The sequence below is a fragment of the Micromonospora radicis genome (assembly GCF_003583405.1).
GTDB classification, from domain to species: Bacteria; Actinomycetota; Actinomycetes; order Mycobacteriales; family Micromonosporaceae; genus Micromonospora; species Micromonospora radicis.
The window spans coordinates 126,688-152,204 of record NZ_QXEC01000015.1; the positions used below are offsets into that span (position 1 = coordinate 126,688).

Annotated in this window: 23 protein-coding genes and 1 riboswitch; of the genes, 12 read left to right on the forward strand and 11 right to left on the reverse strand. The window is 72.9% G+C overall.

The window, feature by feature from the left end:
• Positions 1-7 precede the first annotated feature (7 nt).
• A riboswitch (SAM riboswitch) is annotated at positions 8-143 on the reverse strand.
• A gap of 229 nt (positions 144-372) precedes the next feature.
• The 3 genes from D2L64_RS17015 to D2L64_RS17025 form a co-directional block, all read right to left on the reverse strand.
• Positions 373-822, reverse strand: coding sequence for a DoxX family protein (locus D2L64_RS17015; RefSeq protein ID WP_119577682.1), 450 nt, complete (start codon positions 820-822; stop codon positions 373-375).
• 185 nt (positions 823-1,007) lie between these two features.
• Positions 1,008-1,907, reverse strand: a complete 900-nt coding sequence (locus D2L64_RS17020; RefSeq protein ID WP_119577684.1) for an ABC transporter permease — start codon at positions 1,905-1,907, stop codon at positions 1,008-1,010.
• Positions 1,907-4,771: an alpha/beta fold hydrolase gene (locus tag D2L64_RS17025; RefSeq protein ID WP_119577686.1), complete on the reverse strand. Its 2,865-nt coding sequence runs from the start codon at positions 4,769-4,771 to the stop codon at positions 1,907-1,909. The genes D2L64_RS17020 and D2L64_RS17025 overlap by 1 nt, the downstream gene beginning before the upstream one ends.
• 370 nt (positions 4,772-5,141) lie before the next feature.
• Here D2L64_RS17025 and D2L64_RS17030 point away from each other — a divergent pair, with 370 nt between their 5' ends.
• The 7 genes from D2L64_RS17030 to D2L64_RS17060 are packed head-to-tail and all read left to right on the forward strand — an operon-like array spanning position 5,142 to position 13,457.
• Positions 5,142-6,335: a hypothetical protein gene (locus D2L64_RS17030; RefSeq protein WP_119577688.1), complete on the forward strand. Its 1,194-nt coding sequence runs from the start codon at positions 5,142-5,144 to the stop codon at positions 6,333-6,335.
• Positions 6,322-8,874: a sensor histidine kinase gene (locus tag D2L64_RS17035; protein WP_119577689.1), complete on the forward strand. Its 2,553-nt coding sequence runs from the start codon at positions 6,322-6,324 to the stop codon at positions 8,872-8,874. Before D2L64_RS17030 ends, D2L64_RS17035 begins: the two co-directional genes overlap by 14 nt.
• Entirely contained in the window at positions 8,871-9,341 is a 471-nt protein-coding gene (locus D2L64_RS17040; protein WP_119577691.1) for a roadblock/LC7 domain-containing protein, read from the forward strand. The genes D2L64_RS17035 and D2L64_RS17040 overlap by 4 nt, the downstream gene beginning before the upstream one ends.
• Positions 9,338-9,814: a DUF742 domain-containing protein gene (locus tag D2L64_RS17045; protein WP_119577693.1), complete on the forward strand. Its 477-nt coding sequence runs from the start codon at positions 9,338-9,340 to the stop codon at positions 9,812-9,814. Before D2L64_RS17040 ends, D2L64_RS17045 begins: the two co-directional genes overlap by 4 nt.
• Complete coding sequence (locus D2L64_RS17050) at positions 9,792-10,553, forward strand: GTP-binding protein (RefSeq protein ID WP_199714581.1); 762 nt, start codon at positions 9,792-9,794, stop codon at positions 10,551-10,553. Before D2L64_RS17045 ends, D2L64_RS17050 begins: the two co-directional genes overlap by 23 nt.
• Positions 10,554-10,594: 41 nt before the next feature.
• Positions 10,595-11,113, forward strand: a complete 519-nt coding sequence (locus D2L64_RS17055; RefSeq protein ID WP_119577695.1) for a hypothetical protein — start codon at positions 10,595-10,597, stop codon at positions 11,111-11,113.
• A gap of 22 nt (positions 11,114-11,135) precedes the next feature.
• On the forward strand, positions 11,136-13,457 hold the full coding sequence (locus D2L64_RS17060; RefSeq protein WP_119577697.1) for an AAA family ATPase: 2,322 nt from the start codon (positions 11,136-11,138) through the stop codon (positions 13,455-13,457).
• A gap of 2 nt (positions 13,458-13,459) precedes the next feature.
• Here the strand turns inward: D2L64_RS17060 and D2L64_RS17065 are convergent, their stop codons facing one another.
• The 6 genes from D2L64_RS17065 to D2L64_RS17090 form a co-directional block, all read right to left on the reverse strand.
• Positions 13,460-13,966: a GNAT family N-acetyltransferase gene (locus D2L64_RS17065; RefSeq protein ID WP_119577699.1), complete on the reverse strand. Its 507-nt coding sequence runs from the start codon at positions 13,964-13,966 to the stop codon at positions 13,460-13,462.
• A gap of 103 nt (positions 13,967-14,069) precedes the next feature.
• Positions 14,070-14,345, reverse strand: coding sequence for a hypothetical protein (locus D2L64_RS17070; protein ID WP_233558996.1), 276 nt, complete (start codon positions 14,343-14,345; stop codon positions 14,070-14,072).
• 57 nt (positions 14,346-14,402) lie between these two features.
• Entirely contained in the window at positions 14,403-14,915 is a 513-nt protein-coding gene (locus tag D2L64_RS17075; protein WP_119577701.1) for a DUF3263 domain-containing protein, read from the reverse strand.
• Positions 14,916-15,046: 131 nt separating this feature from the next.
• Positions 15,047-16,060: an ABC transporter permease subunit gene (locus D2L64_RS17080; RefSeq protein ID WP_119577703.1), complete on the reverse strand. Its 1,014-nt coding sequence runs from the start codon at positions 16,058-16,060 to the stop codon at positions 15,047-15,049.
• On the reverse strand, positions 16,057-16,980 hold the full coding sequence (locus tag D2L64_RS17085; RefSeq protein ID WP_199714586.1) for an ABC transporter ATP-binding protein: 924 nt from the start codon (positions 16,978-16,980) through the stop codon (positions 16,057-16,059). The genes D2L64_RS17080 and D2L64_RS17085 overlap by 4 nt, the downstream gene beginning before the upstream one ends.
• A 285-nt stretch (positions 16,981-17,265) precedes the next feature.
• A complete protein-coding gene (locus tag D2L64_RS17090) occupies positions 17,266-18,051 on the reverse strand; it encodes a DeoR/GlpR family DNA-binding transcription regulator (RefSeq protein WP_119577707.1) in 786 nt (261 codons plus the stop codon).
• A 190-nt stretch (positions 18,052-18,241) separates the two neighbouring features.
• On the opposite strand from D2L64_RS17090, the gene D2L64_RS17095 reads away from it, so the two are divergent.
• The 3 genes from D2L64_RS17095 to nagA are packed head-to-tail and all read left to right on the forward strand — an operon-like array spanning position 18,242 to position 21,251.
• Positions 18,242-19,171, forward strand: a complete 930-nt coding sequence (locus D2L64_RS17095; protein ID WP_119577709.1) for an SIS domain-containing protein — start codon at positions 18,242-18,244, stop codon at positions 19,169-19,171.
• A 44-nt stretch (positions 19,172-19,215) separates the two neighbouring features.
• On the forward strand, positions 19,216-20,145 hold the full coding sequence (locus D2L64_RS17100) for an ROK family protein (protein WP_233559000.1): 930 nt from the start codon (positions 19,216-19,218) through the stop codon (positions 20,143-20,145).
• Complete coding sequence (nagA, locus tag D2L64_RS17105; protein WP_119577713.1) at positions 20,142-21,251, forward strand: N-acetylglucosamine-6-phosphate deacetylase; 1,110 nt, start codon at positions 20,142-20,144, stop codon at positions 21,249-21,251. Before D2L64_RS17100 ends, nagA begins: the two co-directional genes overlap by 4 nt.
• Before the next feature lie 12 nt (positions 21,252-21,263).
• Here the strand turns inward: nagA and D2L64_RS17110 are convergent, their stop codons facing one another.
• Entirely contained in the window at positions 21,264-22,475 is a 1,212-nt protein-coding gene (locus D2L64_RS17110; protein WP_119577715.1) for a DUF4032 domain-containing protein, read from the reverse strand.
• Between the two features lie 111 nt (positions 22,476-22,586).
• Between D2L64_RS17110 and D2L64_RS17115 the strand changes: the two genes are divergently transcribed.
• Both D2L64_RS17115 and D2L64_RS17120 read left to right on the forward strand, forming a co-directional pair.
• The gene (locus D2L64_RS17115; protein WP_119577717.1) at positions 22,587-23,354 is read left to right on the forward strand and encodes a phosphatase PAP2 family protein; all 768 of its coding nucleotides are present in this window, start codon (positions 22,587-22,589) and stop codon (positions 23,352-23,354) included.
• Between the two features lie 9 nt (positions 23,355-23,363).
• Positions 23,364-24,596, forward strand: coding sequence for an APC family permease (locus tag D2L64_RS17120; RefSeq protein ID WP_119577719.1), 1,233 nt, complete (start codon positions 23,364-23,366; stop codon positions 24,594-24,596).
• A 166-nt stretch (positions 24,597-24,762) separates the two neighbouring features.
• Here the strand turns inward: D2L64_RS17120 and D2L64_RS17125 are convergent.
• The coding region (locus tag D2L64_RS17125; protein ID WP_147376251.1) for a transposase at positions 24,763-25,517 on the reverse strand (755 nt) is incomplete at its 5' end.

The following is a 25,517-nucleotide window of genomic DNA, read 5'->3' on the forward strand; positions in this document are numbered from 1 at the left end:
CGAAGTCCTCTCATCTTTCCCCGCATCGCACCTTGCGGCGGGGACGGAATTGGCACCTGCCCCGCCGAACGCTCAACGGTGAGCGCGCAGGGTGGTTGCCGGGGCGTCGTCGGGCCGTATCCCTCAGCCCCTCTGGATGAGGTATGCAGTTGTGCCGTCGAGTCTAGGCAACTCCGGCGCGTCCGTCGCCGGTCGATCTCAGCCTGTGAGCGAATCCTCAGCAACGCCCGCGCGCGGGCCCACCGGGACCGGACCGGCCGCCGGTCGCGCTCGACCCCGGATCGGGTGGCATCAGCGCCGCCGGACGCCCCCGATCCGGGGTCGAACACGATCAAGGCTGCCGTGGGCGTCGGCCCGACCGGCAGCGGGCGGTCAGGCCGGCACGGACCGGCGTTCACCGGCGTCGACGTCGACCGCGCCGACGCCCCGGTGCCGGCGCAGATTGTCCAGCGCCCAGCTGCCCGGGCCGAGCACCGCGATCAGCAGGAACGACCAGCAGAAGAGCACCGACAGCTCGCCGTGGTTGCGCAGCGGCAGCAGCGCCTCGGGCTGGTGCACCACGAAGTACGCGTACGCCATCGAGCCCGACGCGATCAGCGCGGCGGGACGGGTGAGCAGGCCGACGAGCACCAGGGCGCCGCAGACCGCCTGGATCAACGCCGCCCACCAGCCCGGCCACTGGCCGAGCGGCACGGGTTCACCGGTGCCCCGGCTGCCGCCGAACACGCCGAACAGGGAAGCCAGGCCGTGACAGAGAAACAGCAGGCCGATAACCATGCGGAACAGGGACAGAGCCGGCCCGCCGAACCGGTCAGCACGCATTCCGGTACCTCCTCGCAGATTGGTGGTGGCATCCAGAATGCGAGAAGTCATAGATAGTTGTCGATGCAATCTCTCCCTGTGGGAACGCTCCCATGCCTCACTCTACCGACCCGAAACGAGATCCTGGTACGAAGCCGCCCGTCGATGGGCCGTTTCGTACCAGGATCTCGCGGGGCGGGTGGTCGCTAGGAGACGACGTCCTTGCGGGTGAAGCGCCAGAAGGCGAGCCCCCAGAAGAGCGTGGCGTAACAGATCGCGGAGACTGCGCCGCGGACGATGTCGTCGGTCTGCACCGGCGTGGAGAGCAGCCCGAGCCAGGCGTTGCTGAAGTGGGTCGGCAGGAACGACCGGATCGCACCGAGCGCGGTGATCTGGTCGAGGATGCTGGACAGGATCCAGAGCAGCACCGCGCCGCCCACCGCGCCCAGCGCCGCGTCCGTGATCACCGAGAGCAGGAACGCCAGGCCGGCGACGACCAGCAGGACCACGGCCAGGTAGCCGAGCACCGCCAGCAACCGCAGCAGCCCCTCGCCCGGTTCCAACTGCGCGGCCACCGTGCTGCGCAACGGTGACCAGCCGTACCGGAGGGTGCCGATCAGCAGGGCCGTGCCGGCGAGCAGCACCAACGCCAACGCCGAGTAGGTGAGCGCGACCAGCAGCTTCACCGCGAGCAGCCGGGCCCGGGGCACCGGGATCGCCAGCAGGTACCGCAGGCTGCCCCAGCTCGCCTCGCTGGCCACCGTGTCGCCGCAGAACAGTGCCACCACCACGACCAGCAGGAACGACGCCGACACGAAGATGGTGAACAGGGTGAAGTTCAGCCCGCCGGAGGTGGCGAAGGAGACCAGGCTGCCGAACTCGCCCCGGCCGTTGTCGTCGTCCCCGGTGTCGAACTGGAAGGCGATCAGGATGATCAACGGCAGCAGCACCATGAAGCCGAGCGCCAGCTGGGTACGCCGCCGCGACGCCTGCCGGCGGAACTCCGCGGCGAACGGCAGCGTCCGGGCCGGCCGGTAGCCGGCGGCCGCGCCGGAGGGCGCGACGTCGGTCGTACGCCGAGTCGGCTCGACAGTCGATTCCGACATCACCGGTCCCCGCTTCCCCGAGAGTTCTCGCCCACCAGGGCGAGGAAGGCGTCCTCCAGGCGGCGCCGCGGCACCACCCGGTCCACTGCGATGCCGGCCCGGACCAGCTCGGCCACCACCTCGCTGCGGGCGGTGCCGTTGGTGTCGACCACCAGGTGTCCGTCGTCGTCGTCGAGCACCCGTACGCCGCCGAGGCCGGTCAGCACGGCCCGGGCCGCGTCCGGGTCGCCGACCTCGAACAGCACGCTGGGCGAGTCGCCCACGATGTCCTCGACCGGGCCGGAGGCCACGATCCGGCCCTTGTTGACCACCACGGCGTGGGTACAGGTCTGCTCCACCTCGGCGAGCAGGTGGCTGGAGACCAGCACCGCCCGACCGTCGGTGGCGTACCGCTGTAGCACCCGGCGCATCTCGGCGATCTGCGGCGGGTCCAGCCCGTCGGTGGGTTCGTCGAGCACCAGCAGCTCGGGCAGGCCGAGCATGGCCTGGGCGATGGCCAGCCGCTGCCGCATGCCGTGGCTGTACTTGCGTACCTTCCGGTGCACCGACGAGCCGAGCCCGGCGATCTCCAGCGCCTGCTCGAAGTGCGCGTCCGCGGCCGGTCGGCCGGTCGCCTGCCAGTACGCCCTGAGGTTCTCCAGGCCGGACAGGTGCGGCAGGAAGCCGGGGCCCTCGACCAGCGCACCGATCCGCGACAGCACGGGCGAACCGGGTACCAGCCGGTGCCCGAAGACGTAGATCTCACCGGCGGTCGGCTGGGTCAGCCCCATCAACACCCGCAGGGTGGTGGTCTTACCGGCGCCGTTCGGCCCGAGCAGGCCGACCACCTGGCCGGGGTGCACCTCGAAGTCCACCTCGGAGACCGCGACGAAGCCGTCGGCGTACTCCTTGCGCAGCCGGCGCACCGCCAACGGGGTGTCCGCGTACTCGGGATGGACCGAGGTGTCCTGGCGACGGTGCCGCAGGCGCACGACGGCCACCACCACGACGAGCCCGAGCACGATCGTGGCGAGCAGACCGGCCAGGATCCAGCGCCAGAGGACCGCCTCGGTCGGAATCGGGTCGCTGTCGACCGTGGGCAGGCTCAGCGGCGCGTCGCCGAGCGCCACCGTGTGGACGGCCGGCTCGATCGGCGTGCTGTACGCCTGGTCCGAGGTGGCGACGACCAGCCGGAGCCGGTGGCCCGCCTCGACCCGGTGCACGATCGCCGGCAGGGTGACGGTGACCGGCTGGGCGGCGTCGAGGCTCGCCGGCAGCCCGGTCAACCGGACCGGGGCGATCAGGCCGCTGGGCAGGGTCGCCGCCCCCTCCTGGTCGACGTCGTAGAGCTTGGCGAAGAGGACCGCCGTACCGGTGGCCGACGCCGCCCGGATCTGCACGGTGGGTGACCCGACGATGTCGACCGCCTCGGTCAGCGGCTCCGACTCGAACCGGGCGTGCTGCCCGGGTATGTCACCGGCGACGCCGCTGAGCAGCGAACTCAGCGAACCGGCGAACGGTACGGAGGAGATCGCCGCCGGGTTGCCGGCCGGCGGGTTCGCCACCGGCTGCGCCGGGCCGGACACCCTCACCTCCGCGCGGGACTGTCCACCCAGACCGGGGTAGTCCGCGGTGCGGTAGCCGGTGGCCACCAGCCCACGGTCCATCGCGTCGAAGCCGGCGATCCGGGAGAAGGTGAAGGTGTCGCCGGGTTCCGGCGCGGTCTGCGCGACGTAGTGGTCGAGCCACTGCACGGTCAGGAACTTCACCCGGTCGGAGTCGCTGCGCGGACCGGCCCCGCCGTCGTGGCCGCCGGTGAACCAGGCGACCCGCACCGGCGTGCCGTTCGCGGCGATGCCCTGCGCGTTGGCGTCGGCCTCGCCGAGCGGGAAGAGCGTGTCGGCGGCGCCCTGCACCAGCAGTGTGGGCGCCTCGATCCGGTCCAGTACGCCGGCCGGGCTGGACCGCCGCAGCAGGTCGACGGCGGCCTGGTCGGCCTGGCCGGTGGCGGCGATGCGCAGGTACGCCGCGCAGACGTCGGGCGCGAACCGGCCGCAGGCCGGATCCGGCAGGGCTGCGGCGGTCGGGGCGCCCGGGGCGGTGCCGGGCCCCTGTCCGGGTGCCGGGCTGGGCGGGCCGGGGGCGGGTGCGCCTTCGGGTGCCTCGGCGGTGCTACCGGAGATCCCGGTCGGACCCGAGCCGGCGGCGCCGCCACCGCCGAAGAAGATGCCGGCCCAACCGGACTTGAACACCCCCGCGGTCGGCTCACCGCCGGTGCTCTCCGGCAGGAAGGAACGCGACAGGTCGTTCCAGGTGATCATCGGGACGATCGCGTCGACCCGCTGGTCCTGGGCGGCCAGCAGCAGGGCCAGGGCGCCGCCGTAGGAGCCGCCGACCACGCCCACCCGCGGGTCGCCCGGCGCGTCGGTACGGATCTCGGGGCGGTCGGCCAACCAGTCCAGCAGCCGCTGTGCGTCGCGTACCTCGTGGTCGGGGCTGTCCAGGTGGATCTGCCCCCCGCTGCGCCCGAAGCCGCGGGCGGTCCAGGTCAGCACCGCGTACCCTCGGTCGGCGAACTCCTCGGCGTCGCCACGGACCGAGTTCTTGGTGCCACCGAAGCCGTGGGCGAGCAGCACCGCCGGCACCTGCCGGTCGGCGGCGGCGCGCGGCAGGTACAGCGTGGTGTCCAGGTCGACCGGCTCGTTCCCGCCCGGACCGGACTGGACGGTGAGCATCGCGGACTCGGTGCGGAACCCCGGCCGGTCCGGCCAGAAGGCCCAGACCACGAGCGCCGCCAGCAGGGCGACGGCCACCGACGCGGCGACGGCCCGGCGGCCGGTGGGCAGGGCACGGCGCAACCGCGCGGCCGAGAACGGCGATCTCATTCGCCACACGGTACGGCCCGGAACCTGAGCGTTACCTGAGATCCGCCGTACGTCCGTTCTGTTCGGCCGATCGTCATCCCGGCGAGGTCATCCGCACATCGTCTATCCGGCGAACCTTTGAAACGACTTCGGATGATGGAAATTCTTGCCTTCTACCGGAATCCGCTCTCAAGCACGCCTAATCCCCTCCGACAACGACACCCACGGTGATGATCCAGACAGGGCTGAGTCACATCCCGCGAAGTGACGCAAAGCCGACCCGACAGACCGGTACCGCACCAACCACGTTCGATTAGTTTCCGGTCCGGCGCACGGGACCGGCTCGTCGACGCCGTTTCCCGACCCCTGCGTCACGCCGGAGGAGACAACCATGGCCGTTCCCGCTTCGCGGGCCCGTCGTCGGCCCCGGACACCGGGCCGCCTGTTGCCGCTGCTACTCGCCACCGCACTGCTACTGCCGGTGGCGTTCCTCGCCGTACAGGCCTACCGGTTCGTCGACGACGACCGGGAGGTCGTCGAGCGGGAACGGTTGGGCGTCGAGTACCTGCGCGCCCTCGGCCCGGTGACCGAGGCACTGGTCGACGCGCAGAGCGCCGCGGTCAGCCGGCGCGCCCTGCCCCGACAGACCCTGGAACAGGCGGTGGAGCGGGCCGCCGAGGTCGACGCCCGGATCGGCGGCGAGCTGCGTACCAACGAACGATGGGCCGGGCTCCGGGCGAAGCTGGAGGCGCTGCCCGAGCGGTCGCTCACCGACCCGGAGGCCGCCTTCGCCGCCTACGGCGAGGTGACCGACCTGCTGCTGGCCCTGCACGGGAAGGTCCGGGAGAGTTCCGGACTGATCCGCGACTCCGGCGCCGACTCCTACTTCCTCCAGGACGGCGTCGGGGAGGAGATGCCGGAGGCGATGATCGCCGCCGGTCGCCTCACCGACCTGGCCGTGCTGGTCGGCCGGCGGCCCGACACCGAGCAGATCCGCTCCCTCAGTGAACTGGCCACCCTCCGGACCGCCGCGCTGCAACCCGCCAACGACCTGGTCAACAACCTTCGCTCGGTGGTCGACAGCTCGGAGAGCGCCGAGCTGGGCGCGAACGTGCTCACCCACTTCGACGCCTACCAGCGCGCGATCGAGGCGATGGCCCTGTTCTCCCTGCCAGGCCAGACGGGCACGGTGGACGCGGGCCGGCTCGCGGGGGCGCGCGGCCAGGCGCAGGAGGCCGCCAAGCAGCTCCAGCCGGTACTGCTCGACGAGATCGACCGGCTGCTCACCGAACGGATCGACCAGATGAACCGGGACACCCGGCTGATCCTCGGCGCGGCAGGCGTCGCCACCCTGCTTCTGGTCGGCCTCGCGGTGATCAACTGGATGTCTCGCCCGCGGGACACCGCCGCTGCCGTCGACGCGCCCAGCGTCGGCACCACGCCGGTCGGTTCGGACCGGCCCACCGGCGGCAGCACCGGTAACCGGTGGACCGCCCCCGACAACGCGCCGGCACCCGCCCTGCAGCCCGCCGGGGGGCCCGGCCGCGAACCGCAGCCGTGGAGGCCGTTCGATGCTGCTCGGTAGGCTCCGGATCCGGGGCAAACTCGCCCTGCTGGTGCTCGTCCCGCTGCTCGGCGTGCTCGGGCTGACCCTCCCGGTGGTCTGGGAGCGGGTCGGCGTGGCGCAGCGGGCCGGTGACACCGAGGAGATGGTCCGGGTCACCAGCCGGGTCGGCACCCTGCTCCAGCACCTCCAGCGCGAACGGATGCTCGCCATCGGACTGCTGCTCGGGCAGGTCGAACGCAGCGCGCTGGTCCAGGAGATCGCGGAGGTGGACGACCGGATCGTCGACCTGCGCATCGAGTTCGGCGACGAGTTGCCGGCCGAGGTGAGCACCGCGCTCGACGGGGTCCGACAACTGGCCGAGGTACGCACCGCGACACTGGCCGGGCGGGCCGATCCGCAGCAGGTCATCGGCGGCTACGGGCCGGTGCACCTGGCCCTGATCGATTCGCTGCGGCTGCCGTACGACGTGGACACCCGGACCCCCGCCGGTCGACAGGTGCTGGCGCTGGACCGGATCCTGCGCAAGAGCGAGGGCCTCAGCTCTGGCGCCGCCCTGATCGTGCTGCTCGCCGCGAACCCGAACCCTCAGGTCGCCACCGCGTTCGTGGCCAACATGGCCACCCTTCAAGCGGAGAGCAACCAGGTGCTCGGCCTGATCACCCCCGAGCAGCTGGCCCTGTTGGACATCGAGCAGGCCGCCCTGGACGCCCGTACCGGCCAGGGCTTCCTCGAACAGAGCGCGCTGAATCCCGTGGCCGCGGTCTCGGACACGCCCATCGAGGCGTTGTTCCCGACCATCTCCTCACTGATCACCCTGGGTCAGTTCGTGGAGAAGAAGCTGGTCGCCGACGTCACCGCCGAGGTACGCGCGGAACGCGAGGCGGCCCTGTTCGCGGCGTACTGGGTGACCGCCCTGGTGCTGGCGATGCTGGTGGTCGTCGTACTGCTCGCCCTGGCGATCGGTCGGACGGTGACCGGGCCGCTGACCCGGCTCACCCGCTCCGCCGACCGGGTCGCCCGGGTCGCCGAGTCCGAGCTGGTCCGGGTGGCCGACGACGAGGCGGACAACGCCCAGCCGATCCGCCTCGACCGGGTCGACATCCGGGCCCGGGACGAGATCGGCGACCTGGCCCGGGCCTTCGAACGGGTGCAGAGCACCGCGGCCCGGCTGGTCGAACGGCAGGTCGCGAGCCGGCGCAACGTGGCCCAGATGTTCGGCCACGTCGGTCGGCGTACGCAGAACCTGGTCGGTCGACAGATCGCGCTGATCGACCGGTTGGAACAGCAGGAGACCGAGCCGGGACGGTTGGAGAGCCTGTACCGGCTCGACCACATCTCCAGCCGGTTGCGGCGCAACGCGGGCAACCTGGTGGTGCTCTCCGGCGCCACCGGTGACGTCGCGCACGTCGCGCCGGTCCCGCTGGCCGACGTGGTCCGACTGGCCCTCGGCGAGATCGAGGACTACACCCGGGTCGACGTACAGGTTCCGGCCGAGGTCGCGGCCGCCCCGGCGATCGTCGGTGACCTGGTGTTGGCGCTGGCCGAGCTGATGGAGAACGCGACGGTCTTCTCCCCGCCGCACACCCGTGTGGTGGTCGGTGCCGAACTGACCGACGACGGGGCCCGGCTGACCGTGGTGGACCACGGGATCGGCATGACCGAGGCCCGGCTGGCCGACGAGAACGCCCGGCTCACCCGACGGGAGCGGCTGGACCTCGCCCCCACCGAGGTACTCGGGCTCTTCGTGGTGGGTCGACTGGCCCGCCGCCACGGCTGGATGGTCTCGTTGACCGCCACCCCCGGCGGCGGGATCTCCGCGGTCGTGGTGATCCCCCGGTCGTCGTTGGTGATCGGGGCGCCCGAACCGGCCGGTACCCGCGCCGGTGCGGTGGTGGCCCGGGCCGCTCTGCCGGCCCGCCAGCCCGTCCCGGCGACCCCGCCGGAGGCCACGGACCGGCCGCCGACCGTGGCCGGCGCGGCGCGATCGACGACCACCGTCGGTCCGGGCGGGTTCGACCAGCGGTTGCTCACCCGGGCCACGGAGAGCATCGAACTCGCCGAGACCTGGGACGCCTTCGCGACCGTGGCCGGTGCCGTCGAGACGGCGAACCCGGCCGACCCGGGGCCGGCACCGCCGCCGGCCGCACCGGCGGCGGATCCGACCTCGCCGCTGCCCGGGATCCGTCAGCGGGTGCCCGGCGCCAGCCTGCCGCGCAGCGCGCCCCGGGTCGGCCCGGTGGACGCCACCAGCGCCGACCCGATGGCCGCCCGGACGCTGGTCGAGCAGTTCGAGTCAGGGGTACGCCGGGCGGAACAGAGCCGGGGCGAGCGCCTTCCCGAACCGGTCCCACCGGCACCCTCCGGTACCCCGGCACAGCTGACCCGGCGGGTGCCGGGCGCGAACCTGGTCAGCACACCGAACCGACCACCGATCACCCAACACCCCGGCGACCCGGCCGAGGTCCGCGATCTCATCAACGCGTTCGAGACCGGCGTCGCCCGGGCTCTGCGCGATGTCCGTCCCGACCGCAGCGACGAAGAAGGAACGCCACATTGACCAGCCCGCACGTTCACGAGAACCTCGACCACCAGAGCCACCCGGCCGGCGACCTCAGCCCCGAGGCCCGGACCTTCAACTGGTTGCTGGACACGTTCACGTCCGGCACCGCCGGAGTGCTGGAGGCGATCGCCGTGTCGTCGGACGGGCTGTTGATGGCCATGTCCGCGATCAAGGACCGGTCCAACGCGGAGCGGCTCGCCGCCGTCGTCTCCGGCATGACCAGCCTGGCTGGCGGCGCGGCCAGTTGGTACGCGCTCGGCGGGCTGAACCGGGTCGTGGTGGACATGGCCGAGGGCTACCTGTTGATCAGCGCGATCAGCAGCGGCTCGGTGCTCGGCGTGGTGGCCGACCGGTCCGCCAACCTGGGCACCGTGGCCTACGAGATGACCCTGTTCGCCGGTCGGGCCGGTAGTGCACTCACCCCGCGCCTGATCGCCGAACTCAAGAACTCCGTACAGCAGTGAACCCCGACGCCGCCGGTGCGGACCAGGATCCGGTGGTCCGGATCCGGCCCTACCTGCGCGAGCCAGCCCCGGGCGCCGAGGCCGCGGGCGCACCGGCGGCGGTCGGGCCCGAACCGGAGGAGGTCGGGCCGACCGGCCTGCGTCCGTTCGTACTCACCGCCGGCCGGGTGGCCGGCGCCGACCCGACGATCGGCCTGGAGACCCAGGTGACGGCCCGAGCCACCAGCGAACCGTGGCACCTCACGGCGACCCGGCTGACGCCGGAGCTACAGGCGATCGTGGCGCTCTGCGGCGAACCGATCTCGGTCGCCGAGATCTCCGCCAAGACCCGGCTGCAGTTCGGCGTCACCCGGGTCCTGGTGGGTGACCTACGCGCCGCCGGTTATCTGGACGTCCACGTCCACGACGTCGACGACGCCCTCGATCCCGATGTCATCCTGCGAGTGATTGATGGACTCCGTGCAATCTCCTGACTGGCCGGTCGCCCCGCAGGGCGCGCTCGCCGCCAACAGCGCCACGGGCCGCTACGGCGGTCCCCCACCGACCCCGCCGCCGGTGGGGCGGGCGACACCCCCGCCGCCCCGGCCGGCGCCGCCGCCGTACCAGCCGCCGACTGGCCGGCACAGTGCGGCCGGCACGGCACCGCGCAGCGCGCCACCGATCCCGGTCAAGATCCTGATCGCGGGCGGCTTCGGGGTCGGCAAGACGACCACGGTGGCGTCGATCTCGGAGATCGACCCGCTGACCACCGAGGCGGAGATGACGATCGCCGGGATCGGTGTCGACGATCCGGGGCAGCGCTCCGAGAAGACCACCACCACCGTGGCGATGGACTTCGGCTGCGTCACCATCGACCGCAGCCTGAAGCTGTACCTGTTCGGCACGCCGGGCCAGGCCCGCTTCGGCTTCATGTGGGACGACCTGGCCCGGGGTGCGCTCGGCGCGCTGGTCGTGGTCGACAGCGGGCGACTGGACGACTGCTATCCGGCGATCGACTTCTTCGAACGAGCCGGACTGCCCTTCGTGGTCGGGGTGAACGCCTTCGACGGGCAACTGGTACACGACCTCGGTGCGATCCGGTGGGCCCTGGCGATCGGCGAACATGTACCTCTGGTGCAGTTCGACGCCCGGGACCGACTCTCGGTGCGGGACGCCCTGCTGGTCGTCCTGGACCGGGCCCTGGACCGGGCCACCCGGGACAAGCGGGGCTGAGCCGACCGGCTCGGCCCCACTCGTGGGAAGGGGTGAGGCGGATGAGAGGCGACCTGGACGAGACCCTGGCCCGGATGCGCCGACGCGAGGAGGCGCTGCGCAGACGGTCCGGCGAACCGGCCGGCACGACCGGCGACGAGCCCGGTCCGCCGGCACCGGCGGCCGGCGGTGACCAGACCGACGGCCGCGCCGCCGGCACCGGTTGGGCCGGCGGCGAACCGGCCCACGAGGCAGCGCCACGGCACGTGCTGGCCGATGTCGCCGAGGCGTTACAGGCGGCTGTGGCGGCGCATCCGGGTAGCGCGGTCACCGCCCGGATCGACCACGACGGGCAGGCGTACGACCTGCGGGTGGCCTGGGTCGGTTCGGAGGTGGTGGTGACCGGGCAGCCGGTCACCTCGCCACCGGCCTGGCCGTTGTCCACGAACACCGTCCCCGGCTGGTCCGCCGGCCCGGACGGCCTGAACCCCGACCCGGCGGCCCGGTTGGCCGAGTTGATCCGCCGTGACCCGTCCCTGCTCGCCGGGGAGCAGCCGACGGGCCGACCGGACGGGGGATGACCCGGCCGTCTAGGGTCGGGCGATGGGTGAACCCGAGCTGACCTTGACCGCGAGCCTGCGGCCGGCCGCGCTGGACGCCCGGCGGGGCATCGTCCGGCTGCACCCCGAGGCGCTCACCGCGCTCGCCCTGCGGCCGGGCGACCCGGTCCGGCTGACCGGCCGGCGGGAGACCGCCGGCATCGTCGCCGTGGCCGAGTCGGCCACGGGCGTCGGGCTGTTGCAGGCCGACGACCTGACGCTGGGCAACCTCGGGGTGCGCGACGGCGGGCAGGTCCGGGTCAGCGCCGCGGCGGTCACCCCGGCCACCGAGGTACTGCTCACCGGGCCGACGGAGGTCGTCGCGGTGGTCTCCCCGGAGATGCTCCGGCTGGCGCTGCTCGGCAAGGTACTCACCACCGGCGACGACGTCTCGCTGCTACCGCAGGACGTCCTGCCGGACGCCGCGACGCGCGGCCTGATCGAGGCGGCCCGGGCGAGTCTCGCCACCCGGGTCGGCTACGCCTGGACCAGCACCCTGCTGCGGGTGCTCGCTGCCGAACCCGGGCCGGGCGCACTGGTCACCATGGACACCGTCGTCGGTTGGCAGCACGGCGCCGCCACCCGCGGCGCCGCCGGACCGGTGGCCAGGCGACCCGCCGCCCTGGCCGGGGCGGGTGCCGGCGACACGGCTGCCGGTGGCGGCACGGCCGACCCGATCGACGGTGGTGGGCTGGCCAGCGGGGTCGGGCCGGGTCGGGCCGAGGGGTCGACCGCCGGCAGCGGCGGGGCCGACCTGGCCGAACATGTCCCGTCCGTGGACGAGCTGCCCGGTCTGCGGTCCCAGGCCGAGGAGCTGACCGAGCTGCTCGACCTCGGCTTCCACCACCGTGAGGTGCTGGGCCGGCTGGGCACCACGGTCGCACTCGGGGTCCTGGTCGGCGGCCCGGCCGGATCGGGCAAGTCGGCGCTGGTCCGCGCGGTGGCCGCCCAGGTCGGCGCCCGGGTACGGCTGCTCTGGGCGCCCGAGGTCGCGGCGCTGAGCAACTCCTCGGCCGCGGCCCGGCTACGGGCGGCGACCGCCGAGGTGGTCACCGGCGGGCCGGCGGTGCTGCTGGTCTCCGACGTCGAGGCGCTGGCCCCGGCGGACACCCCGGGGCCGGTGGCGACCGTGTTCCGGCAGTGCCTCGCCGAGATCGTCCGGTCCGGTGCGGCGGTGGTCTGCACCACCAGCCGTCCGGAGGCCGTCGACCCGGCACTGCGCGCCCCGGATCTGCTCTCGCTGCGGATCGACGTACCGCTGCCCGACGCGGCGCTGCGCCGGGAACAGCTGGCCGTGCTGACCCGCCCGGTTCCCCTCGCCGACGACGTACGGCTGGACGAGGTCGCCGGGCGTACCCCCGGTTTCGTCGCCGCCGACCTGGCCGCGCTGGTCCGCGAGGCCGGGGTACGCGCGGCGCTGCGGCAGAAGACGGCGGAGAACCCGACGGTACGGATGGACGACTTCACCGCCGCCCTGGAGGTGGTCCGGCCCACCAGCATGGCCGCCTCCACCCTCGAACTGGCCCGGGTGACCCTCGACGACGTCGGTGACCTGGTGGAGGTCAAGCAGACGCTGACCGAGTCGGTGCTCTGGCCGTTGACCTACCCGGACACGTTCGCCCGCCTCGGCGTGCAGCCGCCGCGTGGGGTGCTGCTCTACGGTCCGCCGGGCTGCGGCAAGACCTACCTGGTCACCGCGCTGGCCGGCTCCGGCCGGGCCAACGTGCTCTCGGTCAAGGGTGCGGAGCTGCTGTCGAAGTGGGTCGGCGAGAGCGAGCGCGCGGTACGGGAGCTGTTCCGGCGGGCTCGGGAGGCCGCGCCGACGCTGGTCTTCCTGGACGAGATGGACGCCCTCGCGCCGGTACGCGGCCAGGCCACCGACGGCGGCACCACCGACCGGGTCGTCGCCGCGCTGCTCACCGAGCTGGACGGGGTGGAGGCGTTGCGCAACGTAGTGGTGGTGGGCGCGACGAACCGTCCCGACCTGGTCGATCCGGCGCTGCTGCGCCCAGGGCGGTTGGAGCGGCTGGTCTACGTGCCGCCGCCGGACGCCGAGGCACGGGCGGCGATCCTGCGCGCCGCCGCGCGCAACGTGCCGCTCGCCGAGGACGTCGATCTCGGCGCGCTCGGCGAGGAGTTGGCCGGCTTCTCGGCCGCCGACTGCGCGGCGTTGGTCCGGGAGGCCGCACTGGCCGCGATGCGCGAGTCGATGACCGCCGCCACGGTCACCGCCGGGCACGTCGAGACGGCCCGCGCCCGGGTCCGCCCGTCCCTGGACCCGGCCCAGGTGGCCTGGCTGGCCGCGTACGCGGAGCAGCGCAGCTGAGCTCAGCGGCGAGGTGGCGCGTCGAGGCAGATCTCTGCGCGCACCCTGCCGTCGATCTCGCGTAGTTCGGCACCGCAGCTACGAAGAACGGAGAGGGCGCCCCGGTTGTCCGGGGTCGTCTCCGCCACCACGCTACGCATCCCGGCCGCCGCCGCCCGGTCGAGCAGCTCGCGCAGCGCGGTCGCGCCGAGCCCCTGGCCCCGAGCCGACTGGCCGAGCCACATGCCGGTCTCCACGGTGTCCGGCTGACCGCTGCGGGTCATCCGGATCATTCCGACCACCTCGCCACCGGCCACGATGACGTACATCTGGGTGCGCGCCGGGCCGTCGAGGCCACCGAAGCTTGCCCGGTGGAAGTCGCGGAACGCCTCCCGGCGGGCGTGCGACCACCCGGCCGGCGCGGCCACCGGCGGCATCACCTCCGCCGGCTCTGCCTCGGCAGCCGCTACGGAGAGCAACGGTTCGAGGTTCTGCTCGCTCACCGGCTCCAACCGGACCGTACCCGTCACGTGCCGCAGTCTTCCGCGCTGCGCAGCGGAAGTCCACCCGGTTGGCGGCCACCCGGACATCTGGTGGACGGGACCGGCCGGTCGGACCAGGTGGGGTTCGTCCTCACGCTCCGCTGTCGTCTCGCCGGGTGAACTCGCAGTAGACGGCCGAGGCGTCGTCGGCCGCCTTGGGCCGGCGCCGCCGGTCGGGATGGTCCCGCTCGGCGGCCCGTACCCGATCGATCAGCCCATCCGGACCCTCGGCGGTCACCACGTCGAGCAGGCCCGCCCAGTCGAACAGCCCGAACTCCGCCACGGCGGCGGAGGCCCCGTCGGTCAACAGCACCGCCCGACGTAGTCTGCGGCCCGTGCACGCCTCCGCCCGGCGGTCTCCGGTCATCGTCGTCACCCCCGCCGCCCGGCTACCCGCCCGGAGAGCCGACATTCACGCGGGCGGTCACCGGCGTCGGTTGCGGGTCCTCGACGCGCGCAGCCGCCGCAGCCGGCCGACCAGTACCGGATCGACGGCGAGCGCGGCCGGATTGTCCAGCAGCGCGTTCAGAAGCTGGTAGTACCGGGTTGCGGAGAGGCCGAAGCGGTCGCGGATGGCCTGTTCCTTCGCCCCGGCGTGCCGCCACCACTGCCGCTCGAACGCGAGGATCTCCCGGTCCCGCTCACCGAGGGCGGCGGCCGGGTCGGTCGGCGTGGCACCGGATGCCGCTTCGCCGGGTTCGGCCTCGCCGCCGTTCTCGTCGTCCGCGGACGCGGGCACCGCCGGCCCGGGTGCGTCGCCCGGCGCGGGCGCGCCGCGTTGCGCGGGGGTGCCCGGTACGCGATCGTCCGGCGCACCGCCCGCGGGTCGGTAGCGGCGGGTCGGTGCCGATTCCACCTCGGGGGCGGACCTGGGCGGCGGCACCGTGCCGGCGTCCGATCCGGTGTGGGCGGTCGGGGTGGCGTCGGCCGGCTGCATGGGGCTCCTCCCGGGGCCGGCCGGCGACGCCAACCGGGCCACCAGCCTAACCGCAGGTCACCAGCGCGGCAGCGGGAGCGGCCCGGCACGAACGGGCGCGAGCGGTCGGCCGCTCGCGCCCGTCGGGCCGGTCAGGCGATGTCCCGCCGCCGCATCGCCCAGAGCGCCGCGCCGAGGCAGAGCACGATCGCCGCCGTGAACAGCGCCGACGAGTGCTGCCAGGTGAGTTCGAGGGTGGTCGGGTTGCACTCCCCGGTGTAGCTGGCGCTACAGGACCGCCAGTCCTCCAGCTTGATCGACTTGGCCATCCAGGTGTACGCGTAGGTGGGCAGCAACCACGCCTCGGCGAACCGGACCTGGGCCGCGTCCAGCAGGATGCCGATCCCGATCTGGCCGACCACCATCACCGCGATCACTCCGCCGAGCGCCGTCGCGGTGCGCCGCCCCAGCGAGGCCAGGGCGAAGCCCAGCGTCGCCGCCACCAGCGCCAGCACCATGCCGCGTACCCCGGTGAGCAGCAACGACTGCCAGACCCCGGAGGTGACCCGCTCGGTGCTGCCGCGGAAGGTGGCGATCAGCCAGAGACTGCCGAACCAGAGCGCGGTGGCGGGCACGGCCAGGGCGAGCAGGCCGGTCAGCACCGCGGCCAGCTTGGTCAGCAGTACGGTGAGCCGTCTCGGGCGCCAGAGCAGCAGGTTCATCATCCCGCCGGTGCTCCACTCGGCACCGACGAAGGACGCGCCGACCACGAAGCCGATCAGGGCGAGGATGCCGGCCAGCGGAATCATCATGCCGTCGGCGCCGTCGCGGAAGTCGAAGGTCGACGGCAGGAACCACTGGTCCTCGATCGCCTCCCGCGCGGGTGGGGTGATCTCGGCGCAGTCGACCGGGTAGTAGTCGACTTGTTCGCCCGCCGCCTTGGCCCGCTCGCAGTCGGCCCGTTCCTGCTCGACCCAGCGGACCTGGTCCCGGTAGTGGCCGTCGGCGGCCCGCCGCGCCTCGGCCCGCTGCTCCGGGCCGATCTTCTGGTTGCTGACGAAGAGGCCCGCCACGATGAGCAGTAGCACCAGCAGACCCGCCGCCGTCGTCCAGCGGGTGAAGCGCCGCTTGCCCAGCCGGCGCAGTTCGGTACGGAAGAGACTCACGCGCCCCAACCTCCCCCGGTGGGCGCGGACGGCGCCGGCCCATCGACTCGTACGGACTGGTCGACCTGCCGGTGCTGGCCGGGTACCGGCGCGGTGTTGGTCAGTTCGAGGAAGACGCTCTCCAGGTCGACCGCGATGGGTGCGAGTTCGCTCAGGTAGAGGCCCTGCTCGGCCAGGATCCGGGTGACCGTGGCGGGCTTGTCCACCCCGGCCAGCATCAGGTGGTCCGGGTTGGTGGTGACCCGTACCCCGGCGCGGGTCAGCGCGGTGGCGGCCAGCGGCAGGTCGGTGACCGCTTCCAGCCGGACCCGTACGGCCCCGGAGGAGTGCTGCGCGAGCACCTCGTCGACCGGGCCGAAGGCGACCCGCCGGCCCAGCGAGATGATGGTGACCGAGTCGCAGATCAGTTGGATCTCGCCGAGGATGTGGCTGGACAGCACCACGGTCATGCCGGATTCGGCGAGGTTGCGCATCAGGGTGCGCATCTCCCGGATGCCACCCGGGTCGAGTCCGTTGGCCGGCTCGTCGAGGATCAGCAACCGCGGGTTCTTCAGCAGCGCCGAGGCGACCGCGAGCCGCTGCTTCATGCCGAGCGAGTACGTCTTCACCCGCTCGCCGGCGCGCTCGCGCAGCCCGACCAGCTCCAGCACCTCGTCGATCCGCTGCTCGGGCACCTCACCGGCACCGGCCAACAACGACAGGGTGTCGCGGGCGCTGAAGTACGGGAAGAACTGCGGGCTCTCCACGATGGCGCCGACCTGCCCGGCGACCTGCGGCAACGCCGTGGGCACCGGATGGCCGAGGATGCTCATCCGGCCGCCGTCGGGCCGGATCAGGCCGAGCAGCGTACGCAGCGTGGTCGTCTTCCCCGACCCGTTCGGGCCGAGGAAGCCGTGTACCTGTCCCGCCTCGACCCACATGTCGAAGCCGTCCAGGGCGTTGCGGGTACCGCGCCGTCGACTGCGGTACGTCTTTCGTAGACCTTCGATTTCCAGGACAGCTGGCAAGCTGCACCTCCCCCGTTGGTGTGGGTGACGACCGACACCATACTCGGTATACAAGTCACCGCAATACCCGGTATGCATCGCCACGCCGAGGGCCCTTTGGCGAGCACGCCGAAGGCCCTGCCCGAACACGCCGAAGGCGCTTGTCGGACGAGGGCCGCGCTCACCGGGGGCGCGTCGACCGGGGGCCCTCCTCGCAGCTCAGGCGCAGACGACGTGGACGCCGGCGGCGCGGAAGGCGTCGACCAGCGCAGGCGCGGCACCCGAGTCGGTGACCAGCGTCTCGACCCGCTCGACCGGGCAGATCCGGGCGAAGGCATGACCACCCAGTTTGGACGAATCGGCAATGATCACGACGCGCTTGGCGCGGGCCACCATCAGGTTGTTCATCGCCGCCTCACCCTCGTGGTGGGCGGCAGCGCCGAGCTGGGGGTCGATCGCGTCCACGCCGAGCAGCGCCACGTCCAGGGTCACCTCGCGCAGCAGCGCCCCGCCCAACGGCCCGACCAGCTCGAACGACTTCGGCCGGACCACCCCGCCGGCAACCACGACCTTCATCCGGGAGCGGACCAGCAGCTCGTTGGCGATGTTGAGGGCGTTGGTGACCACGGTCAGCTGGGCGCCCTCGGCGTTGGTGTTGAGGTCCGGCCGGACGGCCAGCGCCCGCGCCACCTCGGTACTGGTGGTGCCGCCGTTGAGCCCGACCACGGTGCCCGGCGAGACCAGCGCCGCGGCGGCGGCGCCGATCCGCTGCTTCTCGGCCGAGTGCTTGGCCGTCTTGTAGCGCAGCGGCAGGTCGTACGAGACCCCGTTGGCGACCGCACCACCCCGGGTACGGGTGATCATCTGCTGCTGGGCGAGCTGGTCGAAGTCCCGCCGGATGGTCGCCTGGGACACGTCCAGGCGTTCGGCGGCCTCCTCGACGGTGACCCGACCGGAGTCGGTGAGCATCTCGAGCAGGGCGTTCCATCTCGCGTAGCGGTCCACCCCGGGGCCTCCGTGTCTGCACGAACCGTGATTGGTTGCGTGCACACTAGTGCTCGAAACTGCGATGAGGCAAAACCTCAGGCTGCGCAATCTCGCCCCCAGTTGCGATTACCACCAGGTTTCACGCAGAATGACGCTCGAAAGACGGGTCTAACGAGCCGTATTGCGCAGCCGCCTGCGAGGAGTTCTCATGGCGTACGTCCACGCGGAGATCGCAAGTCAGCCGGACTGCTGGCGCCAGGCGGCGGACCTCGCCCCGACCGTGCTCGACCGCCTCCCCCACCCCGGTGAGCGGGTCGCCGTCGTCGGTTGCGGCACGTCGTGGTTCATGGCCACGGCGTACGCGGCCCGCCGGGAGGCCGCCGGACAGGGCGAGACGGACGCCTTCCAGGCCAGCGAGTTCCCGGCCGGACGCCGCTACGACCGGCTGCTGGCGATCACCCGCTCCGGCACCACCACCGAGGTCCTCGACCTGCTCACCGCGGTGCGCGGGCGGACCCCGACCACGGTGTTGGTCGGCGACCCCACCTCACCGGCGGTCAGCGTCGCGAACGCCGCCGTCACCATGCCGTTCGCCGACGAACGTTCGGTGGTGCAGACCCGCTTCGCCACCACCGCGCTGGCCCTGCTCCGCGCGCAACTCGGCGACAACATCACCGCGCTGGTCGCCGACGCCGAGGTCGCCGTCCGGGCCCCGCTGCCGATCGACCCGGGCCTGATCGAGCAGGTCACCTTCCTCGGTCGGGGTTGGACCATCGGGCTGGCCCAGGAGGCCGCGCTCAAGTGCCGCGAGGCGGCGACCTTCTGGGCCGAGGCGTACCCGGCCATGGACTACCGGCACGGCCCGATCTCGGTGGCCGCCCCGGGGCGGCTGGTCTGGGCCTTCGGCGAGCTGCCCGACGGGCTACCCGAGGACGTCGCCGCCACCGGCGCGGCCTTCGCGCACAGCCGCACCCACGGCGTGCGCACCGTGCTGGGCCGGTGGGCCGCCGGGCGTACCCCGGTCGACCCGATGGCCGACCTGATCCTGGCGCAGCGCTTCGCCGTCGCCCTGGCCACCAGCCGTGGCCTCGACCCGGACGCACCCCGGCACCTGAGCCGGTCCGTGGTGCTCACGTGAGGGTGGACGACGTCGTCGTCGCGCTGGACGTGGGCGGCACCGGGATGAAGTGTGCGCTGATCCGGCCCGACGGCACCGTGTTGCACGCCGAACGGCATCCCACCGACGCCGGACGCGGGGCCGAGGCGGTGATCGGGACGATCCTGGCGGTGGCCGACGGATTGGCCGGCAAGGCGCGCGCCGACGGGCTGACCCCGACCGCGCTCGGCATCGTGGTGCCGGGTGTCGTGGACGAGGCCCGGGGCGTCGCGGTCTGGTCGGCGAACGTCGGCTTCCGGGACGTACCGCTGCGGGAGCTGGCCTCGGCCCGGCTCGGCCTGCCCACGGCGCTCGGCCACGACGTGCGGGCCGGCGGCCTCGCCGAGGCCCGCCTCGGCGCCGGACGCGACGCCGGCCACGTCCTCTTCGTGGCGATCGGCACCGGCATCGCCGCCGCGCACGTGGTCGCCGGATCGGCCGCCACCGGCGCGCACGGCGCGGCCGGGGAACTGGGACACATACTGGTCCGCGCAGGCGGTCCGGTCTGCGGCTGCGGGCGACCGGGCTGCCTGGAGGCGATCGCCTCCGCCTCGGCCATCGCCCGCCGCTACACCCGACTCGCCGCCGGCCCCGCCGAAGCCGACGCCGGCCACGAATCCGCCCCGACCGGCCGGGGCCGGGCGACGGTCACCGCCGCCGAGGTGGCGGCCCGGGCGGCGGCCGGTGAGCCGCTCGCCAGCCAGGTCTGGCGGGAGGCCGTGGCGGCACTAGCCGACGGCCTCGCCACCGGCCAGGCCCTCTTCGACGTGGAGACCATCGTCCTGGGCGGCGGTCTCGCCCAGGCCGGCGCCGGCCTGTTCGACCCGCTGCGGTCGGCCCTACGGGACCGGCTGACCTTCCATCGGGAGCCGCGGCTGGTTCCGGCCGCCCTCGGCGACGAGGCGGGCTGCCTCGGCGCTGCCCTGCTCGCCCTCGACCAGTTGGAGACGACATGACCGTACGGGTGAACGGCAAGGTGGTGACCCCGAGCGGGGTGATCCGACAGGGCTGTGTCGAGGTCAGAGGCGACCAGATCAGCGCGGTCGCCGAGTACCCGTCGGTACGCGACGGGCACTGGATCCTGCCCGGCTTCGTGGACATCCACACGCACGGCGGAGGCGGGCACACCTTCACCACCGGCGACGCCGACTCCGCCCGCGCCGCCGCCGACTTCCACCTGCGCCACGGCACCACCAGCCTGGTCGCCAGCCTGGTCAGCGCGCCGTTCGAGCTGATGCGTACGGCCACCACGGCGTTCGCGCCGCTGGTCAACGAGGGGGTGCTCGCGGGCATCCACTTCGAGGGGCCGTACCTGTCGGCCGCCCGGTGCGGCGCGCAGAACCCCGAGTTCCTCCGTGACCCGTCCACCGACGAACTCACCGAGCTGATCAAACTCGGTGACGGCGCGGTACGGATGGTCACCCTCGCCCCCGAGCGTCCCGGTGCACTCGCCGCCATCGAGCTGCTCACCGGGCACGGTGTGGTGGCCGCCGTCGGTCACACCGACGCCACGTACGAGCAGACCCGGGCCGCCATCGCGGCCGGCGCGAGCGTCGGCACCCACGTCTTCAACGGCATGCGGCCGGTGCACCACCGCGAGCCGGGGCCGGTGGTGGCGCTGCTCAGCGCGCCGAACGTGGTCTGCGAACTGGTCGCCGACGGGGTGCACCTGCACCAGGGCACGCTCACCTTCGCCACCTCGACCGCCGGCCCGGAACGCTGCGCCCTGATCACCGACGCGATGGCCGCAGCCGGGATGCCCGACGGCGAGTACGAGCTGGGTGGCCAGGCCGTGACCGTCACCGACGGAGTGGCCCGGCTGACCGGTGACGGCGCCATCGCCGGCAGCACCCTCACCATGGACGCGGCGCTGCGGCAGGCGGTGGCGGCCGGCATCCCGCTGCCTGACGCGGTACGGATGGTGACCACCACCCCGGCCCTCGCCGTCGGTCTCGGTGACCACGTCGGCGCCCTCCAGGCCGGCCTGCGCGCCGACCTGGTGGTGCTCGACGATGACCTCAAGGTGGTCCGGGTGATGCGCGCGGGCGCCTGGGTCGAGTGAGCCGGCGACCGGTCAGCGGGGCGCCGGGATCTCCACCCCGAGGACGGCCTGTTCGTCCGGGCGGTGCACCAGTTCGTCGGTGAGGAACGACTGCACCGCGTGGCGCATCCCGACGTCCCGGCCGGCCCGCTCGGAGAGCAGCCACTTGTGCTCGATGATCTGGGCGAACAGCTCCTGCGGCTCCAGCTTGCGCCGCAGGTGCGCGGGGACCGCCCGGACCACCGGCTCGAACACCTCGGTCAACCAGCGGTGGGCGGCCTGCTGCTCGTCGGTCAGGTCGCTCTCCGCCCGGTACGCGTCGAGGTCGTTGAGCAGCTTGCGGGCCTGGTTCTCCTCGGCATCCAACCCGGTCAGCCGGAGCAGCCGCCGGTGGTGGTAGCCGGCGTCGACCACCTTCGGCCGGATCAGGTAACGCCCGTTGTCGATTGTCGACATGGCCACCTCGGCCACGTCGAAGCCCATCTCGTTGAGCCGGCGGATCCGACCCTCGATGTCGTGCCGGGCCTCCCGCTCGACCTGCTGCTCGTAGGTGATCTCGTGCCACAGCCGCTCGTAGCGCTGCACGACCTCCTCGCAGACCACCTCCGGGTCAATGGAGTCGTGCAGCAGCCCGGCGGCCTGCAGGTCGAGCGCCTCACCGAAGATGTTGACCCGGGCGATCTCCAGGTCCTCGCCGCGCTGACCGTTGGAGAGGGCGGTACGCAACGCCCCGGTCTCGGCGTCGACCAGGTACGCGGCGAACGCGCCCGCGTCCCGCCGGAACAGCGTGTTCGACAGCGAGCAGTCGCCCCAGAAGAAGCCGGTCAGGTGCATCCGGACCAGCAGCGCGGCCAGCGCGTCCAGCAACCGGCCCATGGTCTCCGGCCGCAGCGTGTGGGAGAACAACGCCCGGTACGGCAGGGAGAACTGGAGGTGCCGGGTGATCAACACCGGGTCGAGGGGCTCACCGGCCTCCGACTCCCGGTCGGCGACGATCGCCACCGCCTGCACCGACGGGAAGTCGATCCGCTCCAGGGCGCGCAGCAGGTCGTACTCCCGCTCGGCGACCCGCTCGCCGGTCTCCTTGACCGCGTAGACGTACCCGCCGAGGCGGACGAACCGCACGATGTGCCGGGAGATGCCCTGCGGCAACGCCACCAGGTGTTCCGCGGGCCACTGCTCCAGCGGTGTCGACCAGGGCAGGTCGAGCAGCGCCGGGTCTACGAGGGCCGAAGTGATCCGCACGGCGTCAAGTCTGACGCTTTCCCCGCCGGAACGCTTCCCCGCGTGGCTCGGCCCACAGTCGCCCCGCACCGCGCGAACCCGGCCACCGCGCCGGGCCGGTAGCGTGATCGGGTGCGAGAAACCCCGACGGTACGCCGGAAGGCGCGGCTGGCGCCGGTCCGCCCGGCCGGCTGGTGGTTCGACGCGCTGCTGCTGGCCGCCCTCGTCGGGCTGACCGTGGCGCTCGCCGCCGGCTGGTTCTTCGGGATCGACCGGGCGGTGGCCGACTGGGCCGACACGCACCGGCCCACCGTCGCCCGGTGGATCGCGGTCATCCTCAACTACCTCGGTCAGGGCACCCCGCTGACCCTGATCGCCGCCGGTCTGGGACTGCTGCTGGCGATCCGGCTGCGCTCGGTGCGCCCGCTGTTCGTCCCGGTCGCCGCCTTCGTGCTGACCTACCTCACCATCGGCCCGTTGAAGGTGTGGACCGCCCGGCCGGCGCCGAGCGCCAGCGTCAAGGAACCATTCCTGCCGCCCGAGCAGACCCTCCCGCTGTTCCAGGACGACCTGCCGGTACGGTTCGCCCAGTCGTACCCGTCCGGGCACGTGGCCAACGCGATCGTCTGGTACGGCGTCATCGCGCTGCTGCTCGCGCCCCTGCTGGCCAGCCTCGGCCGCACCCTGCCGCGCCGGGTGGTGCTGGCGATCCGGATCGTGCCGCCGGCCGTGGTCCTGTGCACCACCACCTACCTGGGGTGGCACTGGCTCAGCGACTCGGTGGCCGGGCTGCTGCTGGGACTGCTGCTGGACCGGCTGCTGCACCGGGTGCCCTGGGACACGCTGCCACTGCCGGCCCGGTTCCGGCGTTGGGACCGGCCGTTCACCAAGCCTGTCTAGGCTGCGGCTGTGGATCAGCTGGCCCGCCGGTTGGGCGTACCCGATGCCGTGGTCATCGGTCTGGGGTCGATGCTCGGCGCGGGCGTCTTCGTGGTGTTCGCCCCCGCAACGGCGGCGGCCGGCGGCGTCGGCCTGCTGCTGGCGCTGGCGCTGGCCGGCTTCATCGCGTTCTGCAACGCGACCAGTTCGGCCCGGCTCGCGGCCCGCTACCCCGAGTCGGGCGGCACCTACGTGTACGGCCGGGAACGCCTCGGCCCGTTCGCCGGCTTCGTCGCCGGCTGGGGCTTCGTGGTCGGCAAGACGGCCAGCTGCGCGGCGATGGCGCTGACCATCGGGGCGTACCTCTGGCCGGGGCAGGCCCGGCTCGTCGCCGTCGCCGCCGTCCTCGTGGTGACCGGCGTGAACCTGCGCGGCATCGGCAAGACCGCCACCGCCACCCGGCTCCTGGTGCTGATCGTGTTGGCGGTGCTGGCCCTGGTCGCGGTGGCCGGCGCGACCGACGTATCGATCGACCGGATCGACGCCCCCGGCGGCTCCGCCCGGGGCATCCTCACCGCCGCCGGCCTGCTCTTCTTCGCCTTCGCCGGGTACGCGCGGATCGCCACCCTCGGCGAGGAGGTACGCGAACCCGAAAGCACCATCCCCCGCGCGGTGCCACTGGCCCTCGGGCTGGTGCTGATCATCTACCTGGTGGTGGCCGTGATCACCCTCGGGGTGCTCGGCCCGACCCGGCTCGCCGCCTCGGCCGCACCACTGGCCGACGTGGTGACCGCCGCCGGGCTGCCCGGCCTGGCCTGGGTTGTCCGCGCCGGAGCCACCGTCGCGGTGACCGGCGTGCTGCTCTCCCTGGTGGCCGGGGTCGGCCGCACCACCCTGGCCATGGCCCGCCGGCATGACCTGCCCGCCCCCCTGGCCGCCGTGCACCCCGTACACCGGGTGCCGCACCGCGCCGAGTTGGCCGTGGCAGCCGTGGTGATCCTGGTGGTCATGCTGGCCGACGTGCGCGGCGCGATCGGCTTCTCCAGCGTCACCGTGCTGGTCTACTACGCGATCACCAACGCGGCGGCGTTGACCCTCGGCCGGAACCCGGCCCGCAAGCTGCCGGTGCAGGCGCTCGCCGTGGCAGGGCTGGTCGGCTGCCTGGTGCTCGCGGTCAACCTGCCGCTGTCGACCGTGCTCGCCGGCTTCGGCGTCCTCGCCCTCGGCGCCGCCTGGTACGCCCTACGCCCAGCACGCCGCTGACGCGGCCGGTCACTCCGTGTCACGCGGATAGCCGGTGCCGATCTTCTCAGATGTGCACCAGAAGTGATCGATGGCGGCAGCGCACCGCCGGGTCATCGACGAACGGACGGCTCGGCCGAGATGCTGCCAAGACCTCTGCCTCCTCCTGGATAGCGGCTCTTCGAAGTTAAGCGGGGTTGAGGTGTTCGCGGTGGCGGCGGGTGGTCGCGGTGTGGGTGCGGAGTCGTTGGTTCTCTGGGTTACGGAATCCGTAGGCGTCGCGGGCGACGGTTTTGATGACGCGGTTGGTGCCTTCGGAGCCTGCGTTGGTGATGCCGGTGTGCAGGAATGCCAGGATTTCCGGCCACCAGGTCTCGATCGTGGTCGCGAGGCGATGCAGTTCGGGCAGGTCAGAGTTGGCGCAGCGGGTGTAGAAGCGGTGCGGTAGCCGGGCGGTGGTTTCCCGGTCCGGGCGGGTGCGGGCCAGCGCGAGCAGGTCGAGGAGGTCTTCTTTGGCGTTCCAGGCGGTCAGGATCGGTGTGCCGATCTTTGTCGGCAGGTTGCTGAGGGTGTCGGTCAGCCGGTCGATGTGTTCGGCACGCATCCGGGCTGCGGACTTGGTCGGCCGGTTGCGTTGCTGCCATTCCGGGTCGGTGGCCCGGCCTCGCCGGCCGCGGTGCGTGACGGTCATGCGGCGGCGGACCTCGGTGACGGCCCGGTTGGCCAGCTGCACGACGTGGAAGTGGTCCACGACCAGCAACGCGTGCGGCAGTGCCTGGCGGATCGCGGCCTTGAACACGGTGCACATGTCGATCGCGACGGCCTGGACCTGCTCACGCCACGCGGTCGGACGCGCGGTGAGCCAGTCGGTCACCGCTTTGCTGGTGCGGCCCTCGACCTGGGCGAGTAGCCCTTGCCTGCCGCCGAGATCGCAGAATCCGA